Source organism: Legionella cincinnatiensis, assembly GCF_900452415.1.
Taxonomy (GTDB): Bacteria; Pseudomonadota; Gammaproteobacteria; order Legionellales; family Legionellaceae; genus Legionella; species Legionella cincinnatiensis.
On sequence record NZ_UGNX01000001.1, the window covers coordinates 3,316,044 to 3,335,031 of the forward strand.

The window sequence follows — 18,988 nt, forward strand, 5'->3', positions numbered from 1 at the left end:
TATAAGCCCAGTTATGAGTTATTTTCAGTACAGGCCATTTTCAGCAATGGCCCCTCGTGCATACCCAGACACAGACGTGGTCTTCAGTGTGGTAACCGCGTTGGCATCATTGGATGATTCAATTTGCTGCAGAATTTCTTGTGCTCGTAATGCTCCAATTGAAAGCAACGTATCAGTTAAACCATGTGTGCGCTCATTACAACCTTGTGTATAAATACCCGCTAATAATTGGGAGGTGGTAGAAAGGCGGTAATGACGATTAATTTCCGGGAGACCTGCATCACAATAAATAAAATAATCTGCCATGGAACTTAACAATACTGATGGATTTTGAAATTGATAACCTGTTGCTAAAATAGCTGCATCGACACTGAGTGTTTCTACAACATCAGTATGCAACAAACTTTCAACTGCAATTTCCACCTTATGTTCTTTCTCTAAAATACGTGCAATAGATGAAAAGCCCATATACTTTAAACGTTCTTTTTTCAGAACTGATTCTTCGTATTTAATTTTATATAATTTTTCTAACAACTCGCTATCAACAACAGAATAGTTGGTATCCTGATAGGCATTTAAAAATTTATTACGTAACTCAGCAGGTGCAGAATAAAACAGATCGACTGCTGCTGTATCGAATATTTCATTGGAAAATTGACTCTCATCCACTGACTTATAACCAAAATGTCGATGAACGCAGGTAATCGTTGCATTAGGAAAATTTGTATGCAGATCATAGGCTATCTCAGCTGCACTTTGCCCTCTCCCAATGACACTAAAATGATAAGGACAGGCTGTATTATTTTTAAATTTTGCTATATTTGCCAAGTAATCAGCAGTATGCCAAATGCGTTGACTATTAGGCGCTCTGGTAACAAAATTGGGTATTATTGGGCTACCTCCAGTAGCAATCACTACATTTTTAGTAATAATGGATAAGCGACCCGTTTGTGGGTTATCAATAATGACCTTTAATAGCCTAAATGGCTTATTTCCATAGGGAATAATATCAACAACATAACTATTGTACTGCACATAGCGTTTGAGTTTATTCGCAACCCATAAAAAATAGTCATTAAATTCAATTCGTGAGGGATAGAAGCTCTTCAGATTAATAAAACTCGATAAACGACCTTGTTCATGCAAATAATTAAGAAAGGTATACGGACTTGAAGGGTTTCGTAATGTCGCAATATCTTTTAAAAATGAAATTTGCATGTCTGCATTATCAAGCAGCATGTTTTTATGCCAGGTAAAAATGGGCTCTTTTTCTAAAAAAAGAGCTGTAAGATTGCTTTGCTTCGTTTCGCTGATTGCAGCTGCTAATGCCAAATTTGAAGGGCCAAATCCAACACCAACAATATCATATATTTTTTTCATACGATCAACTCCAAAAACAGGTTGCAGCCTTATTTTTTCCATTGAGCAGAAATAAAGCAACTTAGATTTAGATGTGGATGGTTACATAAAAGTCTTTACGTTGTCAATGCAAATGATAATCTTTCGCATTTACTCAAATTAAAGGTAAAATTTTTTAATTTTTTCCTAACCATTTGCCATCTTCAATCGTCTTATAGATAGAGACATCGACTTCTGAGTATTATGAAAAATTTATTTTGCTTTAATGTTAGACCCGCAACACAGTTATTGTTATCGCTACTGTCTCGTTCTAGAGGGACGCTGCTGGTTGCCCTATGTGCCTGCATCATTAACGGTTTAGCGAGCGTGTCACTGGTTGCATTAATTAACCAGGCTATTACCCGTTCGGCTGATGCCTTGCTTCCTCTAGCTGGGCAATTTGCCGCTTTAGCCGTGCTCACCTTACTAAGTCGAATTGTAAGCGGTGTACTGTTTGCACAACTTAGTCAAAACACAATGAGTAAAATACGCGAATACATTGCTCAGCGAGTAATAGATGCATCTTTTTTTGATGTAGAAACTCTAGGGGTGGCGCGATCTCAATCTATTGCTACTGAAGATGCCACAAATGTATCAATGCTGTTTTTTGCTTTACCCAATCTGCTTATGCACGGTTCAATTGTTATTGGATGTTTAGGATATTTAGCATGGTTATCTTGGCCAGTATTTGCTTTAGCCTGCACAGTAGTGATCCTCGGTTCTTTAGGTTACCGTCTTGGAGATACGCGCGCCATTCGTGCTTTAGAAGCAGCAGGCCAAGCACAAGACAGATTATTTGAGTATTTTAATGGATTGTTTGCTGGTGCAAAAGAACTTAAGTTACACCGTGATCGGGCACAGAGTTTTATGACGGAGTCTCTCAATCCCGAAATTGATGCGGTACGTCGGCATCGTACACATGCTTTTGCTTCTTATGCAGTGGGCGTGGGATGGATTTTGTTTTTATTCTACATTTTTTTAGGGGTGGTTATTTTTGGCATCAGCCAGTTTGGGGTGGTCGATTTTAAGGTATTAGCAGGCTATGTCATCGTATTTTTGTTCATGCTGATTCCATTAGATGGATTACTCAACAATCTGCCTACGCTCAATGCCGCTCGCGTATCTCTAAATCGCATTGAAGATGTATTACTCGAATTACCTGCCGCCGAGGAAAAAATACAAGGTCCCTCTTTTAAATCATTCCAAACTTTGAGCATAACTGAACTCACTCACATTTATTATCGTGAAAAAGAAGACGATGTATTTCAATTCGGTCCCATTAACTTAAACTTTGTCCCCGGTGAATTGACCTTTTTAGTCGGCGGTAACGGTAGCGGTAAAACCACGCTCGCGAAGTTACTGGTCGGCCTCTACACCTCAGAAAATGCTGAGATACGTTTGGATGGTAATCTCATTACCGATGCTAATCGGACACAATATCGTCAGTTATTTTCCGCCGTGTTTTCTGACTTTTATTTGTTTGAATCGTTATTGGGGATCACTGCTGTTGATAACGATCTCGATGCCCGTGCTAACGCTTTGCTAGCCAAGTTACATCTGGATCATAAAGTGAAAATCGTGAATGGTGTTTTTTCTACGCAAGCACTTTCCCAAGGACAACGTAAACGCTTGGCTCTGGTGGTTGCTTACCTAGAAGATCGCCCTTTTTATTTGTTTGATGAATGGGCAGCGGATCAAGATCCTGTTTTTAAAGCGGTATTCTATCAAGAGCTCTTACCTGAACTTGCTGCGCGTGGCAAAGCGGTCTTAGCAATCAGCCATGATGATCGCTATTTTCATTTGGCTGATCGCTGTATCAAATTGGAAAATGGGATAGTGGTAAGCGATGAGCAACAACATAAGGTTAATCAACTGTCTGATGCAACTCAGTTGCCGCAATTGGTGGATTAAACCAATCAGCTTGCGCCCATACCTCACGCTCCAACAGCATAAGTGCTGCACGTTTATGCGGGAAATCAAATTGCCGCAAATAAGCAAAGTCATAATGCTGTAAGTAGCTGATCATACGCGCATTATCAGCACGTGGCTCGCACACGACTACCTGGGTGCGCGGATCATCCAACATGATGTAATGCACCAATGACGGTAACCATGCCGCAACACGCTGGGGCCCTCGTGCCCAGCTTTCACCTACTAGCATATGTATGCCGCGATCATAATCTCCCACTGCATAAAATGGGGCGATACGATCTTCTTTAGCCCAATACACTTCAAAATAACCAAATGCCTGCTCATCCAGACAAGCGATCAATGGATGCACGTGCGGATCAGTTAATACCTTATCGATAAAAGCCTGATGGTGCTTCAAATCACCTTCTTCACCCCAAAATTTGGCCACCCGCGGTGTATTCATCCAATGATGAATGGATTCAAGATCAGGTTCAGCTTCCAAGGTGCGCAACGTCAACCATTGCCCTAACCACGGAATAAAGCGCCGATACACTACTCCATAACGTTGTGGTGGACGACGAGGATGACGTTTGCCGTTACTTATTAAAAAAGAATGCGGGTACGTGCCATGGCAAGCTCCTACCAGCCATAAATCGGGCTGTTGCACCAAGCTTTCTCGGGTACAAAAGAACTGCCCATCGGTATCACTCATCACCAAACCGCTTTGCAGCCAAGCAGATAAAGCGTGCGGATAATCGGTACATTGCAAATAAAACTTGCTTAATTGTGTCTCCATCATAAACACACTATGTAGCGCGGCAAGTAATGCCCAACGTTGTTGCATAGTGTCTTGGATAAACAAAGTGATGAGGGTTGCATGGCAATGAATCCCTTCATTAACACTGATCTGCACTTGTAGTGCTAACTGTCCATTGAGCCTGACCTTGAGCATTGGCGCTTGCCATTGGGCATCAAGATGTATGTTTCCAGGTAAATCGAATTCGTGCAACATGGGTGTCCTTTTTATATGGGCGATTTTAGCGCAACTGAAGATACTGCTAGTGCAGCCGCTAATTCAGCCAGGGTTTGGTATAAAAATAAATCGTTAACGCACAATGTAATTCCTTGCTGGCGTGCGTGTTCCACCACAAAGCAACAATCCAACGAGCTCAAACCAAGGGCAAAGAAATTATCATCGCGTGTTAACATAATAGAAAGGCCAAGAACCTCCATAAAAATAGTGGCCAATCGCGCTTCGAGTGCCACATGAGGTGGTGCTATCTCCTGTGGTTTCGTTTTAATGATCGTTGCTGGTGCAATGGGTGTGATCAGTGTTGCTAAAGATGCATCGGGTGCATTAAGTAAAGCGGCAAGAAGGTGTGGATAGTCTTCCCATAACGCATGCGCGAACGCTGCGTCCACACGCTCTATTGCATACGATAAGGCTCCTCGCACTTGTCCGTGCGCATTTTCAGCCAAGTCAAATTCCAGATCAAATACTAGGGTATTGCGTGGCACAGGAAATTCTTCAATCTGTAAGTCTGGTAATGTCAATGTGTCGGCGTTAGGAGGTAAAAAGTTGTAAAGCACCTGAAACAATGGATTGCGACCCGCGCTGCGAGGCGGTCGTAAAGCTTCCACTAGCTTAATAAATGGCACATCGGCATGTGCTTGTGCTCCAAGTACTGTATCTTTTACCATGCTAAGTAGCACCATCAAACTTTGCGTCGAATCAATGCATACTCGAAGCGGCAACGCATTAAGAAACAGGCCGACCAAATTCTCAGTGGTGAGGTGTTCACGATTGGATAGTAATGTACCAATACATTGATCTGCCTGTCCTGTATGGCGATAGAGTGCCACATGAAAAATAGTCTGTAACAACATGGATAAAGTGGTTCCCTGTTGTTGCGCGAATGTACGTGCTTTTTGCAGCAAAATTGGATCCAAACGAAACAATAATTGCTCACCACGCAAAGTGGGAGTGTGTCCAAATGAGGTTGAGATTGAAGGCAAGAGCAGTTGAGGTAAATTGGTCAATTGAGTTCGCCAATACGCCAAGCTGCTTGCTTGTGCAACGCCTGGCCGCTGCTGCCAACTGGCATAATCAGCATAAGTGATGCTCAACTCGGGTAATTCAATAGTACTTCCCATTAATTCAGCGCGATAAAGCGCCGTAAGTTCTTTAAAAAATATCCCCATCGACCAGCCATCAGCAGCAATGTGATGTATGGATAATAACATAACATGATCGTCAGGCGACAAGTGCAGCAAACGCAGACGTATTAATGGGCCATGTTTTAAATTAAAGGGTTGCTGTGACTCCTCTGTCGCTACACGTTGTGCAATCGCCAGGCGTGCTGTTGGTGGATGGTGAGAAAAATCATCCTCACGAATTAACAGAGATGTTGGCGCATGTATGTTTTGTTGAAGCTGTCCGTGCACGTTCCTGCTGAAGGTAGTGCGTAAGGCAGTATGACGCACAATTAATGCATCGATACAACGCTGTAAAATGGTGCGGTCAAGCTTGCCATGACAACGTAGAGCCGTGAAAATGTTATAGCCGGAATCATATGGCGCAAGCTGCCACAGAAACCACAAGCTTTGTTGCGCAAATGAAAGAGGTATTGCATATTCAGGATGATGGTGTGGAATTAGTCCGGGGACTACTGTATTGCTCTCGCCACATTCACGAGCAACTCGTTGTGCAAATGCACCAAATAATGGAGTATCAAACAGGGTACGTAATGGTACCATTAGCCCCATTTGCTTCTGGATGCGCGTACAGATTTGCATCGCCGTGAGCGAATGTCCCCCCAACATGAAAAAATGATCATCAAGTCCCACACGCGCCACCTGTAGTACTTCCGCCCAAATGGCTGCCAGACTGATTTCTGTGGCGCTCTGAGGTGCACGGTAGGGTCGAACATCCTCTTCAGAGGTAGGTATCGGCAACGCATGTCGATCCAATTTGCCACTGCCATTCACCGGCAACTTACTCAATTCCACCCATTGGCTCGGTAACATCGCAGCAGGTAATCGTTGGGCGAGCTGCTGTTGTAATCCAGCCCAATCAAGCGGCGCGCAGTACGGCACCACATACGCCACCAGCCGTGCTTGAACCCCCTCTCCTTGTAAGACCACCACTGCCTCGCATACTTCAGCACAGGCTAAAAGCTGAACTTCTATTTCGCCTAATTCAATACGTTGTCCACGTAGTTTGACTTGATTATCCACACGTCCTAAATACTCTACACTGCCATCAGCACGCCAACGGGCACGGTCTCCTGTGCGATAGAGGCGTCCACCGACGTGCCAAGGGTCGGGAATAAAATGTTCCGCAGTCAGACCTGCACGTTGATGATACCCACGCGCTAACAGCACTCCTCCCAAATACAGCTCACCAGCAACTCCCACAGGCAGTGGATTTAACGAGCCATCGAGCACGTATGCGCTACGGGCACCAACTGGTGTACCTATCGGTAAATAAGCCCCTCCTTGCCAGCTGCTTGGCTCGCTCTTTGGCGTAGTAATCCACAGCATCGGGGAAATCACGGCTTCCGTTGGACCATAACCATTGATTAACGTCGCAGGACTAAATGCCGCACGGACTTGGTTAAAATGGGTACTCGACAATGCCTCACCACCGAAAGCCAAAACGCGTAAGGGGAGTTTGAGTCCTCTTGACTGCACCGCTTGCGTTAACTGCAGGAGATAACTGGGGGGAAAAGCAGCTACCGTTACACCATGATGCAGGAGCTGCTCACACATCTCCTGGGCTCCCCACAAAGGCTGATCCGTAATGACCAGGCTTGCACCATACGACAGGGGCATCAACCAGTATTCATGGGCTAAATCAAAATTGATTGACGCAAAATGCAGAACTCGATCTTGAGAAGACAAATCATAACAAGCACCAATAGCCTGGCAATGATGGGCTAAAGCCTCATGAGCCACAGTCACCCCTTTGGGGTGACCCGTGGAACCCGAGGTGTAAATCACATAAGCACTTTGCTCCGGATGGATTGCCACCCCAGGATCTGTGCTCGGATAAGACGTACGTGGATCCTCAAGGAACAATACCTTCAGGGATTCAATAACAGGCAAGCCACTGGCCAGCGCCCGCTCCGTCAAAAGATGGCTCACACCTGCGTCTGTTAACATATAAACAAGGCGCTCAGAGGGATAAGCGGGATCTAAAGGAACAAAAGCACCTCCCGCTTTTAATACGGCCAACATCGCGATAATCATTTGCGGGGAACGCGTTACGTTCACACCCACTCGAATCTCAGCTCCCACCCCACAAGCAATTAATTGATGAGCAAGGCGATTAGCACAGACCTCTAAATCAGACCAACTCAACGTGGCCGAACTGTGAATCAATGCCTGCCTTTCACCATAACAACGGGCTTGCTCTGCTAACGTATGATGGATAGGGATAAATGCGGGTTGTGCAACTATTGCATTTGCATTCCAACGCGCAATATCCGTATGCTCTTCCTGTGTCAGCAATGACAATTGCGCCAACAGGGTATTTGGAGCTTCGACACATTGTTTAAGAATTGCGAAAAAGTGGGTATTCAACTGCGCTATCGTCGCTTGGGTAAACAGCACACTGCTGTATACCCAAGCCCCCCAAAGACTGCCATCAGCCTTTTCTTCGGTTGACAAGGTCAAATCAAATTTCGCCAGAGCACTTCCAACAGAGACCTCTTCAACCAACAATCCAGGCCAAGTTAGTGGAGTACGAGCCACTTGATGATTAACCATAACTTGAAATAAAGGATGCTGCTCAGCTTGACGAGTTATGTCCAGTGCTTCTACCAATTGTTCAAACGGTAGATCTTGATGCGCTTCAATATCCAATAGGGCGCTTTTAACTTGTGTCAGCAGTGAGCCAAAACTCATCTCGCCGGTAAGACAGGTACGTAGCACCACCGTATTAATGAACAAGCCAATCAGCTTGGCACTTTCCGCTCGTTGTCGTCCTGCAACAGGTATGCCAAGACGAATATCAGTTTGTCCAGTATAACGATATAACAAAACATTAAAACTGGCTAATAACAACATGAACAATGTAACACCGTGTTGTTGTGCTAAGTGACGTGCGTGTGTGTGCAGCTCAGGAGGAACAGTAAATTCATAACGTGCCGCCGTATGTGGAATTCCAGTGGATCTAGTGTATTTAACAGGCAATTCAAGTTGTGGGTGGTTTGTACCTAAGAATTCGCGCCACCAGGTCAGTTGACGTTGCCCTTCGCCCGCCTCTAACCAATGACGCTGCCACTGCGAAAAATCAGGATACTGAATCGGTAAAGGCGGTAGCGTAAGTTCAATACCAAGACACGCCGAGTGATAACCTTGCGCTAACTCATCAAGCATAAGTGCTGCTGACCAGCCGTCAGACACGATATGATGCACTGTCAGTAGCAATAAATGTTGCTGAGGACTTTGACGGATTAACATAACGCGCAACAATGGGCCAGTGCTCAGATCAAATGGCTGTAATGCTTCTCGTTCTGCTGCTTGGAGCACTTCCTGTTCGGTAGCCCCTTCCAAATCCAAGCGACGAATAGGGACTGGCGCCGGTGGATGAATATGTTGCAGTACCTCTCCTGTGGCATTCATAATAAACGTGGTTCGAAGTGCTTCGTGACGAGCCACTAGTGCATTCATGCTCTTGGTTAGCGCTGCCTCGTTCAATATACCACTGAGCGCGAGACGACCAGCCATAGTGTAAGCAGGGCTATCTGGATTCAAGTTCCATAAATACCATAAGCGCGCCTGTGCATAAGACGCAGGGAGCTGATCTTTATCTGCTCCATTTACACTACGCGGCACAATAGGTATCAGGCTAAAATCAATATCGTGCTCAGTTAAACGTTCTAAAAAGAGTTTACGTTGCGCCGGTGTTCGTTCAGCAAAGTTGCGCGCTAATTGCTGAAGTTTATCCTCATTCATTGGGCCTCCATTTCATCTAACAAGGCATCCAGAATATCCAGCTTGTTCTCGTTCAAGCGACACGTAGCCGCTTGATCGATCATGCATGCAAAGTCTGCTAATATGGGTGTGTCAAAAACCTGCCGTAACGGAATACTCAGTTGTAATTCCTGCTTAAGCCGTGAGATAACCTGAGTAGCTGATAAAGAGTGTCCTCCCAAGCGGAAGAAATGATCCCTACGCCCGACCTGCTCTATACCCAATACCTGACACCAAATTGCCGCCAATTGTTGTTCCGTATGAGTCAACGGTATAGCCTGGCTATCGCTTTGCCAAACTGGCTCGGGCAATGCTTTGCGGTCTAACTTACCATTGAAATTCAGTGGCATCGCCTCCAATAAAATCAATTGTGCCGGCAGCATAAAATGAGGTAGATGTGCTGCGAGGTAGTCAAGCAATAGCTGCTTACTGCATTCTTGTTTTAATACCACATAAGCGATCAACTGTTCGCCAGAAAATACCTGCACTACTGCCTCTTGTACTGCAGGATGGCTCAACAATTGTGCTTCAATTTCTCCTAATTCGATACGCTGACCACGCAGTTTCACTTGTCCATCGATGCGCCCCAAGTACTCTAGGACACCATCCACACGCCAGCGTGCTAAATCCCCACTGCGATAAAGTCGGGCCCCATGCTGGAATGGATCAGGAATAAAAGAGGCCGCTGTCAATGCTGCTTTCCTAAGATAGCCACGTGCCAAACCTATTCCGCCAATATAGAGCTCTCCTTTAACACCGGGAGGCAAAGGATTGAGTGCATCATCCAGAATGTGGATTTGCGTTTGATGAATAGGCAGACCAATGGGCACTGAATCTACATCATCATGCTGGTAAGTCCGATGCGTAACGTCAATAGCAGCTTCTGTTGGACCATAAAGGTTATGCAGTTCAATATGTGGCAAACAGTTCTTGACGTGCGCGGCTAATTTGGCAGATAAGGGTTCTCCACTGGAGATAATATGCCGTAATTGGGAGAAGCGACGCGAATCCACCCCATTTGCGAGGAACGCATGCAGCATCGATGGTACAAAATGGAGAACAGTTACGGTATGCTGTTCGATTAATGCAGCTATTTGTACAGGATCCTGGTGATCTTCTGGAGCAGCAATGGCTAAGCGTGCACCAAACATAAGTGGCCAAAAAAATTCCCACACAGAAACATCGAAACTAAAGGGAGTTTTTTGTAATACCGTGTCAGACTCTGTTAAACCATAGCGTGTTTGCATCCACTGTAAGCGGTTATGCAAAGCGCCATGTGTGTTGCCCACTCCTTTTGGTTGACCGGTGGAGCCAGAAGTGTATAGTAAATAAGCTAATTGATCTGGGTGAGGATCTAGGACAAGAACATCCTGCGGATAGGATGATAGATCTTCATTATCCAAACATAATAATGGTACTTCCCCGTCAATGTCGTCGCATAATGTACTTTGTGTTAGAAGCAAAACAGGTTGTGCATCAGCCAATATAGAAACACGGCGTGCCTTGGGATAACGCGGGTCGATAGGTACATACGCTGCACCTGCTTTCAGCACACCGAGTAAGCTTATCACCAACTCAAAAGAACGCTCCATGCATATCGCAACAGGATCATCCGACGTGACTCCTAGTGCACGCAAGCGATGTGCTAATTGATTAGCGCGTTGATCCAATTCACGATAATTCATGCTCTGTGTACCAAATAATAAGGCCACTGCATCGGGTTGGCTCTGTGCTTGACGTTCAAAGTCACGATGTATAGCATTGAATGCGAGTGTATCTCCCATTGCTGTTGCGTTCCATGTCATTAATTGCGTTTGCTCTTGATGGGTGAGCAAAGACAATGTACCAAGTGGACGATCTAGATTTTGGGCAAGCTCTGTAAGCAGTACTGCAAAGTGGTTATGGAGATTCTCAATTTCTACAGCATTAAAATAGCTGCGATCAAAGCCATACTCCACCGCCAGCGTATCACCCTGTGTAATCACTAGCGTGAGAGGATAGTTGGTTGCTTCGACATTAGCTAATTGATCAAACTGCAAAGAAGTCGCGTGACGCTCGTTCCATTCGCGTGCTACGGGATAATTTTCAAATACGATCAAACTATCGAAGAGCGCCTGCCCGCTTTGACCCGCCCAACGTTGAATATCAAATAACGGTGTATGTGCGTATTCACGGAGGGTAATATTATCGGCTTGTACCGCACGTAACCATTCTCCACCAGTCTGCGTAGCGAGTGGAGTAAGCTGTACTGGCAAGGTGTTAATAAACAATCCAAGTACATTCTCGATTCCGGCTAATTCAGGAGGACGCCCAGCAACCGTGGAACCAAACACCACACTATGTTGGCCAGTATAACGCTGCAACAGTAAACCCCAAGCTCCTTGAATGAGTGTATTAAGCGTAATGCGTGCGGCACGCGCTGCTTCCTGTATTTGTGCATAGTTGGCACTACACCATTGCCGTTGTATCGTTTCATAGCCAGTAATATTGTGATGACGCTGTTGTACCAATCGTGTGACTTCTTTGAGTTGCGATAAGCGTGTTTGCCAGAACCGACGGCTCGCTTCTTCTGATTGAGTAATTAACCAGGCAATATAATCTCGATAACGTAATGGGCTCAACGGTGCTAAAGGTGTTCCCGCGTAATGTTGCAAAACTTCACTCCACAATTGTGCAGTACTCCAGCCATCGAGCAAAAGATGATGACGTGTCCAAATTAGGTGATAATGATGTTCTGTAAGACGTAGCAATGCGAGACGCATAAGCGGCGGACGAAGTAAATCAAATGGTCGTTGACGCTCAGCCTGCGTAAATGCAATTAATGCCGCGCTGGAGTCTTCTTTACCACGCCAATCATGGTAGTCCAAGGACAGGTGTGCGTTGTGATACAGCACTTGTTGGGGAACGCTAACCCCTTCGTACCAAAAGCCAGTGCGCAAAATATCGTGCCGCTTTACAGCTGCTTGCCAGGCTGCGGCCAAACGCGCAACATCAGGATCAGTCAACCTCATTGATAACTGATTGATGTACGTCATATCGCCTGGTGTTAACTGCGCATGAAATAGCAAGCCTTGTTGCAACGGTGCAGCCGGATAAATATCAGCAATATCATGTGCAAATACAGGTAAAGATGCAAGTTCAGCTGGCTTTAAATGCGTGAGTGGAAAATGATTAGATTGCAGGATATTGTCAGATTGTGCAACACTTTGGGTAATTAAAGAGAGGAGTTCCTGACGATATTCATCGACTAAGCATTGAATCGTATCTTTACGATACATCTTACGACTAAACACCCAATTAAGTACAAGCTCATTTGCGTTAATCTGACCATGAATTGCTAGCCAGTTAGTGAGCGACCCACTGCTATCACGCTCAGTACCAGAAGTACCAAATATGGGGTGTAATAAAGTCTGGTCAGTAGGGTGATTAGCAAATTGCCCTAAGTAGTTAAAAGTAACGCGTGGTCTAGGGAGTGCCGTAATCAAAGAACGCCATTCGGCGCATGCCAGATACTGCAAAATGCCAAAACCAATACCTTTACAAGGAATCTGACGCAAGGTATCTTGCACCTCTTTGAGCGTTGCTTCACGCTGTTCTTTCACCTGGAAACATACTGGAAAGTGGCTTGTAAACCAGCCGATAGTACGTGATAAATCAATGTCCTCAAACAGCGCTTCACGCCCATGACCTTCTAATTCTATCAATACTTTGTCACAGGCTGTAAAGCGACTTAATGTATCTATCAAAGCACTGAGCAGCAATGAATAAACATCAGATGTCGCATTGAGTAATCGCTGGGTCATGTTAGAATTAAGTTTCATCTCCACTTGCATCGAATCGCTTAGGAGTCCTGTTTCAACAGGGATATCACGTGGAAAAGCAATTGGGGCATCAGCTAACGCAGTCCAATAAGGTAGTTCTACAGCCAACGCATCGCTGTTAGCATAGTTCATCAAACGCATAGCCCAAGCATTACTGGGGCTACTTGGTGCTGGTAAAACAGGTGCGAGCAATTTCTCATGTGTGAGTTGACGATACGCCGTATCAAGATCATCAATGAGTATGCGCCATGAAACACCATCCACAGCCAAATGATGAATCGTGATAAACAAAAATTGGGTGCCATCAGCAGATTCGGCTAATACCGCACGCAGTAATTCGCCCCTATCCAAATTAAGACTTCGATGTGCCTCATCACATACAGCAGCCCATTGTGTCTCACTCGTCCAAGGCCGTAACCAAAGAATATCTGTCGCAGATAGTGGCATGACATAGGCACGCCAACGCCCATATTGATCTTGATAGCAACAACGCAAGCTCGGGTGCTGCTCAAGTACAGCAATGAAAGCGCGCTGCAAACAGGCTGGATCAATACGCTCTCTTAAAGAAAAACACAAAGCCTGATTCCAATGATGACGATTGCTAATATTCAGCGTAAAAAATCGCAATTGTGCTGGAGTTAGTGATAAAACCTCCTGAGTAAATGGACGCGACGAGGTAACGAAGGCCTTGGCCGATGAACTATCAATAGCAGTTGCCACGAGCGCCAATTCACTAATGGTTTGCTGTTCAAATAGCTGCTTTGGTGTTAACTTCAAACCTTGTTTGCGTGCCCGTGCGATGATTTGTAGGCTTAGAATTGAATCACCTCCCAGGGAAAAGAAATTATCGTGCAGTCCAACTGCTGTTATTCCCAATACCGCTTGCCAAATTTCAAGCAAGATCTGCTCATTTCTTGAATAAGCATTCTGCTTAGTCAAATTGATAGATGAAGTGTTCTTGTTGGGTAGAGGAAGTGCTTTACGATCTACCTTACCATTAGCCGTCAGAGGCATGTTCTCTAGTATGAAAAAATAGGTAGGACACATGTAATCAGGTAAATGATGTGTCAGAGCTTGCTTTATCTCATCCACCACCAATCGCTTACCAACATCAGGTACAACATAACCGATTAATTGCTGATGATTCGTATCACCATTGAGTACTGTAAAGAGAGCTTCTGCCATAGCAACGCCGGGTAAAGAACGTAGAGCCGAAGCAACCTCAGAGAGTTCAACTCGATAACCCCGTATTTTGACCTGATCATCCACTCGACCCAAGAAATCCAATAGACCATTAGGTAGCATCCGCACGAGATCACCAGTGCGATAAAGTCGTGCCCCATCGGCCCATGGATGCGGTATAAATCGTTCCGCTGTCAAGTCTGGACGTTCCAAGTACCCCCGCGCTAAACCTGGGCCCCCAAGATAGAGTTCGCCAGTGCTGCCACGTGGCACAGGATTGAGATCACTATTTAAAATATAAGCTTCACCATAAGGTAAGGGGCGACCTAAAGGCACACTCGCCCCTTTAATATCTTTGGAAGATTGTGTTGCATCTTGCGTTAAAATACCGACCGTTGTTTCTGTGGGTCCATAGTGATTAAATACCTGGCAATTCGGATGCAATGTACGCACACGCTCTAACAGTGACCATGGTAGCGCTTCTCCTCCCAGGATCAAGGCGTGACGTGGCAGCACCGCAGCTGGGTTAGCAGCAGCAAGTAAGCCTTGCAAATGACTTGGCACAATTTTCAATACACCAACTTGGTGCGCGTCCATATAAGCAGCAAAATGGTCGGGATCAAAAGCATGTTCTACGGAGAGAAGATGCAGTGTTCGTCCTGAACATAAGGCACCAAACAACATAGTGTGCCCAAGATCCGCGCTAACGCTAGATACCAGCGCCATGCTGCTGTCTTTTGGAAGCTGAAAACGTGCTAACATTCCGCTCACATAAGTAGCCAGCGCTCGATGGCTGATTACAACACCTTTGGGCTGGCCAGTAGAACCCGAAGTATAAATCACATAGGCTGCTGCATCGGCTGGAGGATATTTTGTCAATGGAGTTGTATCGTAATTAGTCCATGTTGGCTCAGTTTCCAGGGAAATTACCCGCATTTCTGCTCCTATGACAGCCTGAGCCCCTATTGCATCCGTCAACACACATTGCACCCCGGAATTGCGCAATAACAAGGATAAACGAGCGGGTGGTAGCTGAGGATCAAGCGGCAAATAAGCAGCCCCTGTTTTTAACACAGCAAGTATACCGATAACCCAAGGTACTGAGCGTGTTGCACATATTGCCACACGCTGCTCAACTCCCACACCATGTGCCTGTAAAAAACGTGCCAAACGATTAGACTGGTTATCCAGTTCAGCAAAGCTAATGCTCTGGGTTTCATCACGTACGGCAATGGCGTGATTTTGTAGCGCTACACTCTGCGCCCATGCAGAGAGAATAGAGGTAGGAGGGTGCGGCAATGATTCACCACGCAACATAAAATCGGCAGGCTGACAAGGAATCTGTAAACCAGCAAGATAAATTTCAGGAGTGGCGGCAACGGCTTTAAGTATACTCACATAACTATCAGCAAAACCCTCCGCCGTGGCTGCGTCAAATAAATCGGTGGCATAATTAAATATCGCCTCGATTCCATGTGTGCATTCAGTGACATCTAAAGACAGATCAAAACGAGCAGCGTGATCAGGTAACGGCCGTAGTTTTGCGGTCAACTCAGGTAAATCAATGAGTTCTGGCAAAGCAATTTGTTGCGTGAATTTAACTTGTACGAGGGGATTATAGCTGACGTTACGCTTAATTTTTAACGCGTCTACTAAGACATCAAATGGCAACTCCTGATGAGCTTGTGCACCTAATACCGCTGTTTTGATTTGGGCGAGTAACTCCGTAAAACGCATCTCTCCCTTAAGTTGAGCGGGCAATACCTGAATATTAACAAAGAGACCCACCACATTTTCTGCCTCACGACGCGTCCGACCCGCTACAGATACTCCAACACAAATTTCTGTCTGCCCACTCAGGCGCCATAACAACAGATGATACGCCGCCAATAAGACCATAAACAAAGTTGCCTCATGATTTTGAGCTAGAGTACGCAAAGCAGCCGAGCATGCTTCATCCAGAACTACAGTATGCCGCGCTCCTCGCAAGCTAGGACTGGTTAGGCGAGGATAATCGGTCGGCAATTGCAGCACAGGAGATTCATCAACTAAAGTACCCAGGGTTGCCCGCCACCATGCAAGTTCGCGCTCGCGTTCCCCAGCATCCAACCAATGGCGTTGCCAGAGTGCATAATCGCTATATTGAATCGGTAATTCGGGTAGATTGGGTTGTTTTCCTTGTACAAAAGCGCAGTAACACAGTGCAAATTCCTCTAGTAATAAAGCCACAGACCAACCATCAGAAATAATGTGGTGTTGTACTAATAACAAGAAATGCACAGATGCATTGAATTTGAATAAATGGACGCGCAACAAAGGACCGGTGCTTAAATCAAAGGCTTGTCGTGTTTCCTGTTCTGTTATACGCTCAAGTTCGCTCTGTTGTTGTGTGGAAGATAAAGTGGAAAGATCAGTTTCAATGATGTTTAGTGAAGCCGCCTCATATATACGTTGTTCGGCCTGTCCATCGCTGCGTGCATGAAATGTAGTACGCAACGCCGCATGGCGCGCGATCAAAGCGTTAAAACTAGCATCTAGTGCAGTTCGATTCAATACACCATCTAGCTGCAACAGTGCAGGAATATGGTAAGCACTTTGACCGGGTTGCATCTGCTCTAAAAACCACATGCGTTGCTGCGCAAACGACAATGGCATAGCACTATCTGCTGGCACGGCAGGTACGATAGGAAGACGCGAAAAATCGATACCTTTTTGTGCTAAAACCTGCAAAAATGCACTGCGCTTTTCTGCTGGTAACGCAATGAAACGACGAGCAATATCATATTTATTGAGTGACATTAAATTAGTTCTCCAGCGCTTGTAATAACACATCCATATCCAGTAAATCTTGTGCTTCAGCTTGAGATGCGGCATCCGCTGCAAGCTCCAACAGGTTCGCCATTTCGGCAAGCACAGGATGAGCAAAAAAATCAACAAGTGTAAAATTAATCAACAATCGCTCATGAATCAAAATAATGGCTTGCATCGCCGTGAGCGAATGTCCCCCCAACATGAAAAAATGATCATCAAGTCCCACACGCGCCACCTGTAGTACTTCCGCCCAAATGGCTGCCAGACTGATTTCTGTGGCGCTCTGAGGTGCACGGTAGGGTCGAACATCCTCTTCAGAGGTAGGTATCGGCAACGCATGTCGATCCAATTTGCCACTGCCATTCACCGGCAACTTACTCAGTTCCACCCATTGGCTCGGTAACATCGCAGCAGGTAATCGTTGGGCGAGCTGCTGTTGTAATCCAGCCCAATCAAGCGGCGCGCAGTACGGCACCACATACGCCACTAGCCGTGCTTGAGCCCCCGCTCCTTGTAAAACCACCACTGCCTCGCATACTTCAGCACAGGCTAAAAGCTGAGCTTCTATTTCACCTAATTCAATACGTTGTCCACGTAGTTTGACTTGATTATCCACACGGCCTAAATACTCTACACTGCCATCAGCACGCCAACGGGCACGGTCTCCTGTGCGATAGAGACGTCCACCTACGTGCCAAGGGTCGGGAATAAAACGTTCCGCAGTCAGACCTGCACGTTGATGATACCCGCGCGCTAACAGCACTCCTCCCAAATACAGTTCACCAGCAACCCCCACAGGCAGTGGATTTAACGAGGCATCGAGCACGTATGCGCTACGGGCACCAACAGGTGTACCTATCGGTAAATAAGCCCCTCCTTGCCAGCTGCTTGGCTCGCTCTTTGGCGTAGTAATCCACAGCATCGGGGAAATCACGGCTTCCGTTGGACCATAACCATTGATTAACGTCGCAGGACTAAATGCCGCACGGACTTGGTTAAAATGGGTACTCGACAATGCCTCACCACCGAAAGCCAAAACGCGTAAGGGGAGTTTGAGCCCTCTTGACTGCACCGCTTGCGTTAACTGCAGGAGATAACTGGGGGGAAAAGCGGCTACCGTTACACCATGATGCAGGAGCTGCTCACACATCTCCTGGGCTCCCCACAAAGTCTGATCCGTAATGACCAGGCTTGCACCATACGACAGGGGCATCAACCAGTATTCATGGGCTAAATCAAAATTGATTGAAGCAAAATGCAGGACTCGATCTTGAGAAGACAAATCATAACAAGCACCAATAGCTTGGCAATGATAGGCTAAAGCCTCATGAGCCACAGTCACCCCTTTGGGGTGACCCGTGGAACCCGAGGTGTAAATCACATAAGCACTTTGCTCCGGATGGATTGCCACCCCAGGATCTGTGCTCGGATAAGACGTACGTGGATCCTCAAGGAACAATACCTTCAGGGATTCAATAACAGGCAAGCCACTGGCCAGCGCCCGCTCCGTCAAAAGGTGGCTCACACCTGCGTCTGTTAACATATAAACAAGGCGCTCAGAGGGATAAGCGGGATCTAAAGGAACAAAAGCACCTCCCGCTTTTAATACGGCCAACATCGCGATAATCATTTGCGGGGAACGCGTTACGTTCACACCCACTCGAATCTCAGCTCCCACCCCACAAGCAATTAATTGATGAGCAAGGCGATTAGCGCAGACCTCTAAATCAGACCAACTCAACGTGGCCGAACTGTGAATCAATGCCTGCCTTTCACCATAACGCTGGGCTTGCTCTGCTAACGTATGATGGATAGGAATAAATGCTGAGGCATGGGATAAAAGATGGGTATCTCGTTCGCTTAAAATCATTAGCATTCTCGTATTT

6 protein-coding genes are annotated in these 18,988 nt (G+C 45.9%); 1 reads left to right on the forward strand and 5 read right to left on the reverse strand.

Translation table 11 applies throughout. The annotated features are described in order from the left end of the window. Nucleotides 1-24: 24 nt before the first annotated feature. Nucleotides 25-1,380, reverse strand: a complete 1,356-nt coding sequence (locus DYH34_RS14800) for a lysine N(6)-hydroxylase/L-ornithine N(5)-oxygenase family protein (protein ID WP_058464392.1) — start codon at nucleotides 1,378-1,380, stop codon at nucleotides 25-27. Nucleotides 1,381-1,602: 222 nt separating this feature from the next. Between DYH34_RS14800 and DYH34_RS14805 the strand changes: the two genes are divergently transcribed. Further along, nucleotides 1,603-3,309, forward strand: a complete 1,707-nt coding sequence (locus DYH34_RS14805; protein ID WP_058464391.1) for a cyclic peptide export ABC transporter — start codon at nucleotides 1,603-1,605, stop codon at nucleotides 3,307-3,309. Here the strand turns inward: DYH34_RS14805 and DYH34_RS14810 are convergent. From DYH34_RS14810 to DYH34_RS14825, 4 genes are read right to left on the reverse strand one after another with little or no spacing between them, the layout of a single operon-like run. Continuing rightward, a complete protein-coding gene (locus DYH34_RS14810) occupies nucleotides 3,263-4,321 on the reverse strand; it encodes a GNAT family N-acetyltransferase (RefSeq protein ID WP_058464390.1) in 1,059 nt (352 codons plus the stop codon). The two genes, DYH34_RS14805 and DYH34_RS14810, sit on opposite strands and share 47 nt — an antisense overlap. 11 nt (nucleotides 4,322-4,332) lie before the next feature. Further along, nucleotides 4,333-9,270 (reverse strand): non-ribosomal peptide synthetase, encoded by a 4,938-nt coding sequence (locus tag DYH34_RS14815; RefSeq protein WP_115342628.1) that lies wholly within the window; start codon nucleotides 9,268-9,270, stop codon nucleotides 4,333-4,335. After that, entirely contained in the window at nucleotides 9,267-17,090 is a 7,824-nt protein-coding gene (locus DYH34_RS14820; protein ID WP_058464665.1) for a non-ribosomal peptide synthetase, read from the reverse strand. Before DYH34_RS14820 ends, DYH34_RS14815 begins: the two co-directional genes overlap by 4 nt. A gap of 4 nt (nucleotides 17,091-17,094) precedes the next feature. Further along, nucleotides 17,095-18,978, reverse strand: a complete 1,884-nt coding sequence (locus tag DYH34_RS14825) for an amino acid adenylation domain-containing protein (protein ID WP_115342629.1) — start codon at nucleotides 18,976-18,978, stop codon at nucleotides 17,095-17,097. Nucleotides 18,979-18,988 lie beyond the last annotated feature (10 nt).

What these genes read in the sequence shown, in the direction of transcription:
- DYH34_RS14820 (WP_058464665.1), bottom strand. Translation starts at nt 17,090, where the DNA reads ATGTCACTCAATAAATATGATATTGCTCGTCGTTTCATTGCGTTACCA.
- DYH34_RS14805 (WP_058464391.1), top strand. Translation starts at nt 1,603, where the DNA reads ATGAAAAATTTATTTTGCTTTAATGTTAGACCCGCAACACAGTTATTG.
- DYH34_RS14815 (WP_115342628.1), bottom strand. Translation starts at nt 9,270, where the DNA reads ATGAATGAGGATAAACTTCAGCAATTAGCGCGCAACTTTGCTGAACGA.
- DYH34_RS14800 (WP_058464392.1), bottom strand. Translation starts at nt 1,380, where the DNA reads ATGAAAAAAATATATGATATTGTTGGTGTTGGATTTGGCCCTTCAAAT.
- DYH34_RS14810 (WP_058464390.1), bottom strand. Translation starts at nt 4,321, where the DNA reads ATGTTGCACGAATTCGATTTACCTGGAAACATACATCTTGATGCCCAA.
- DYH34_RS14825 (WP_115342629.1), bottom strand. Translation starts at nt 18,978, where the DNA reads ATGCTAATGATTTTAAGCGAACGAGATACCCATCTTTTATCCCATGCC.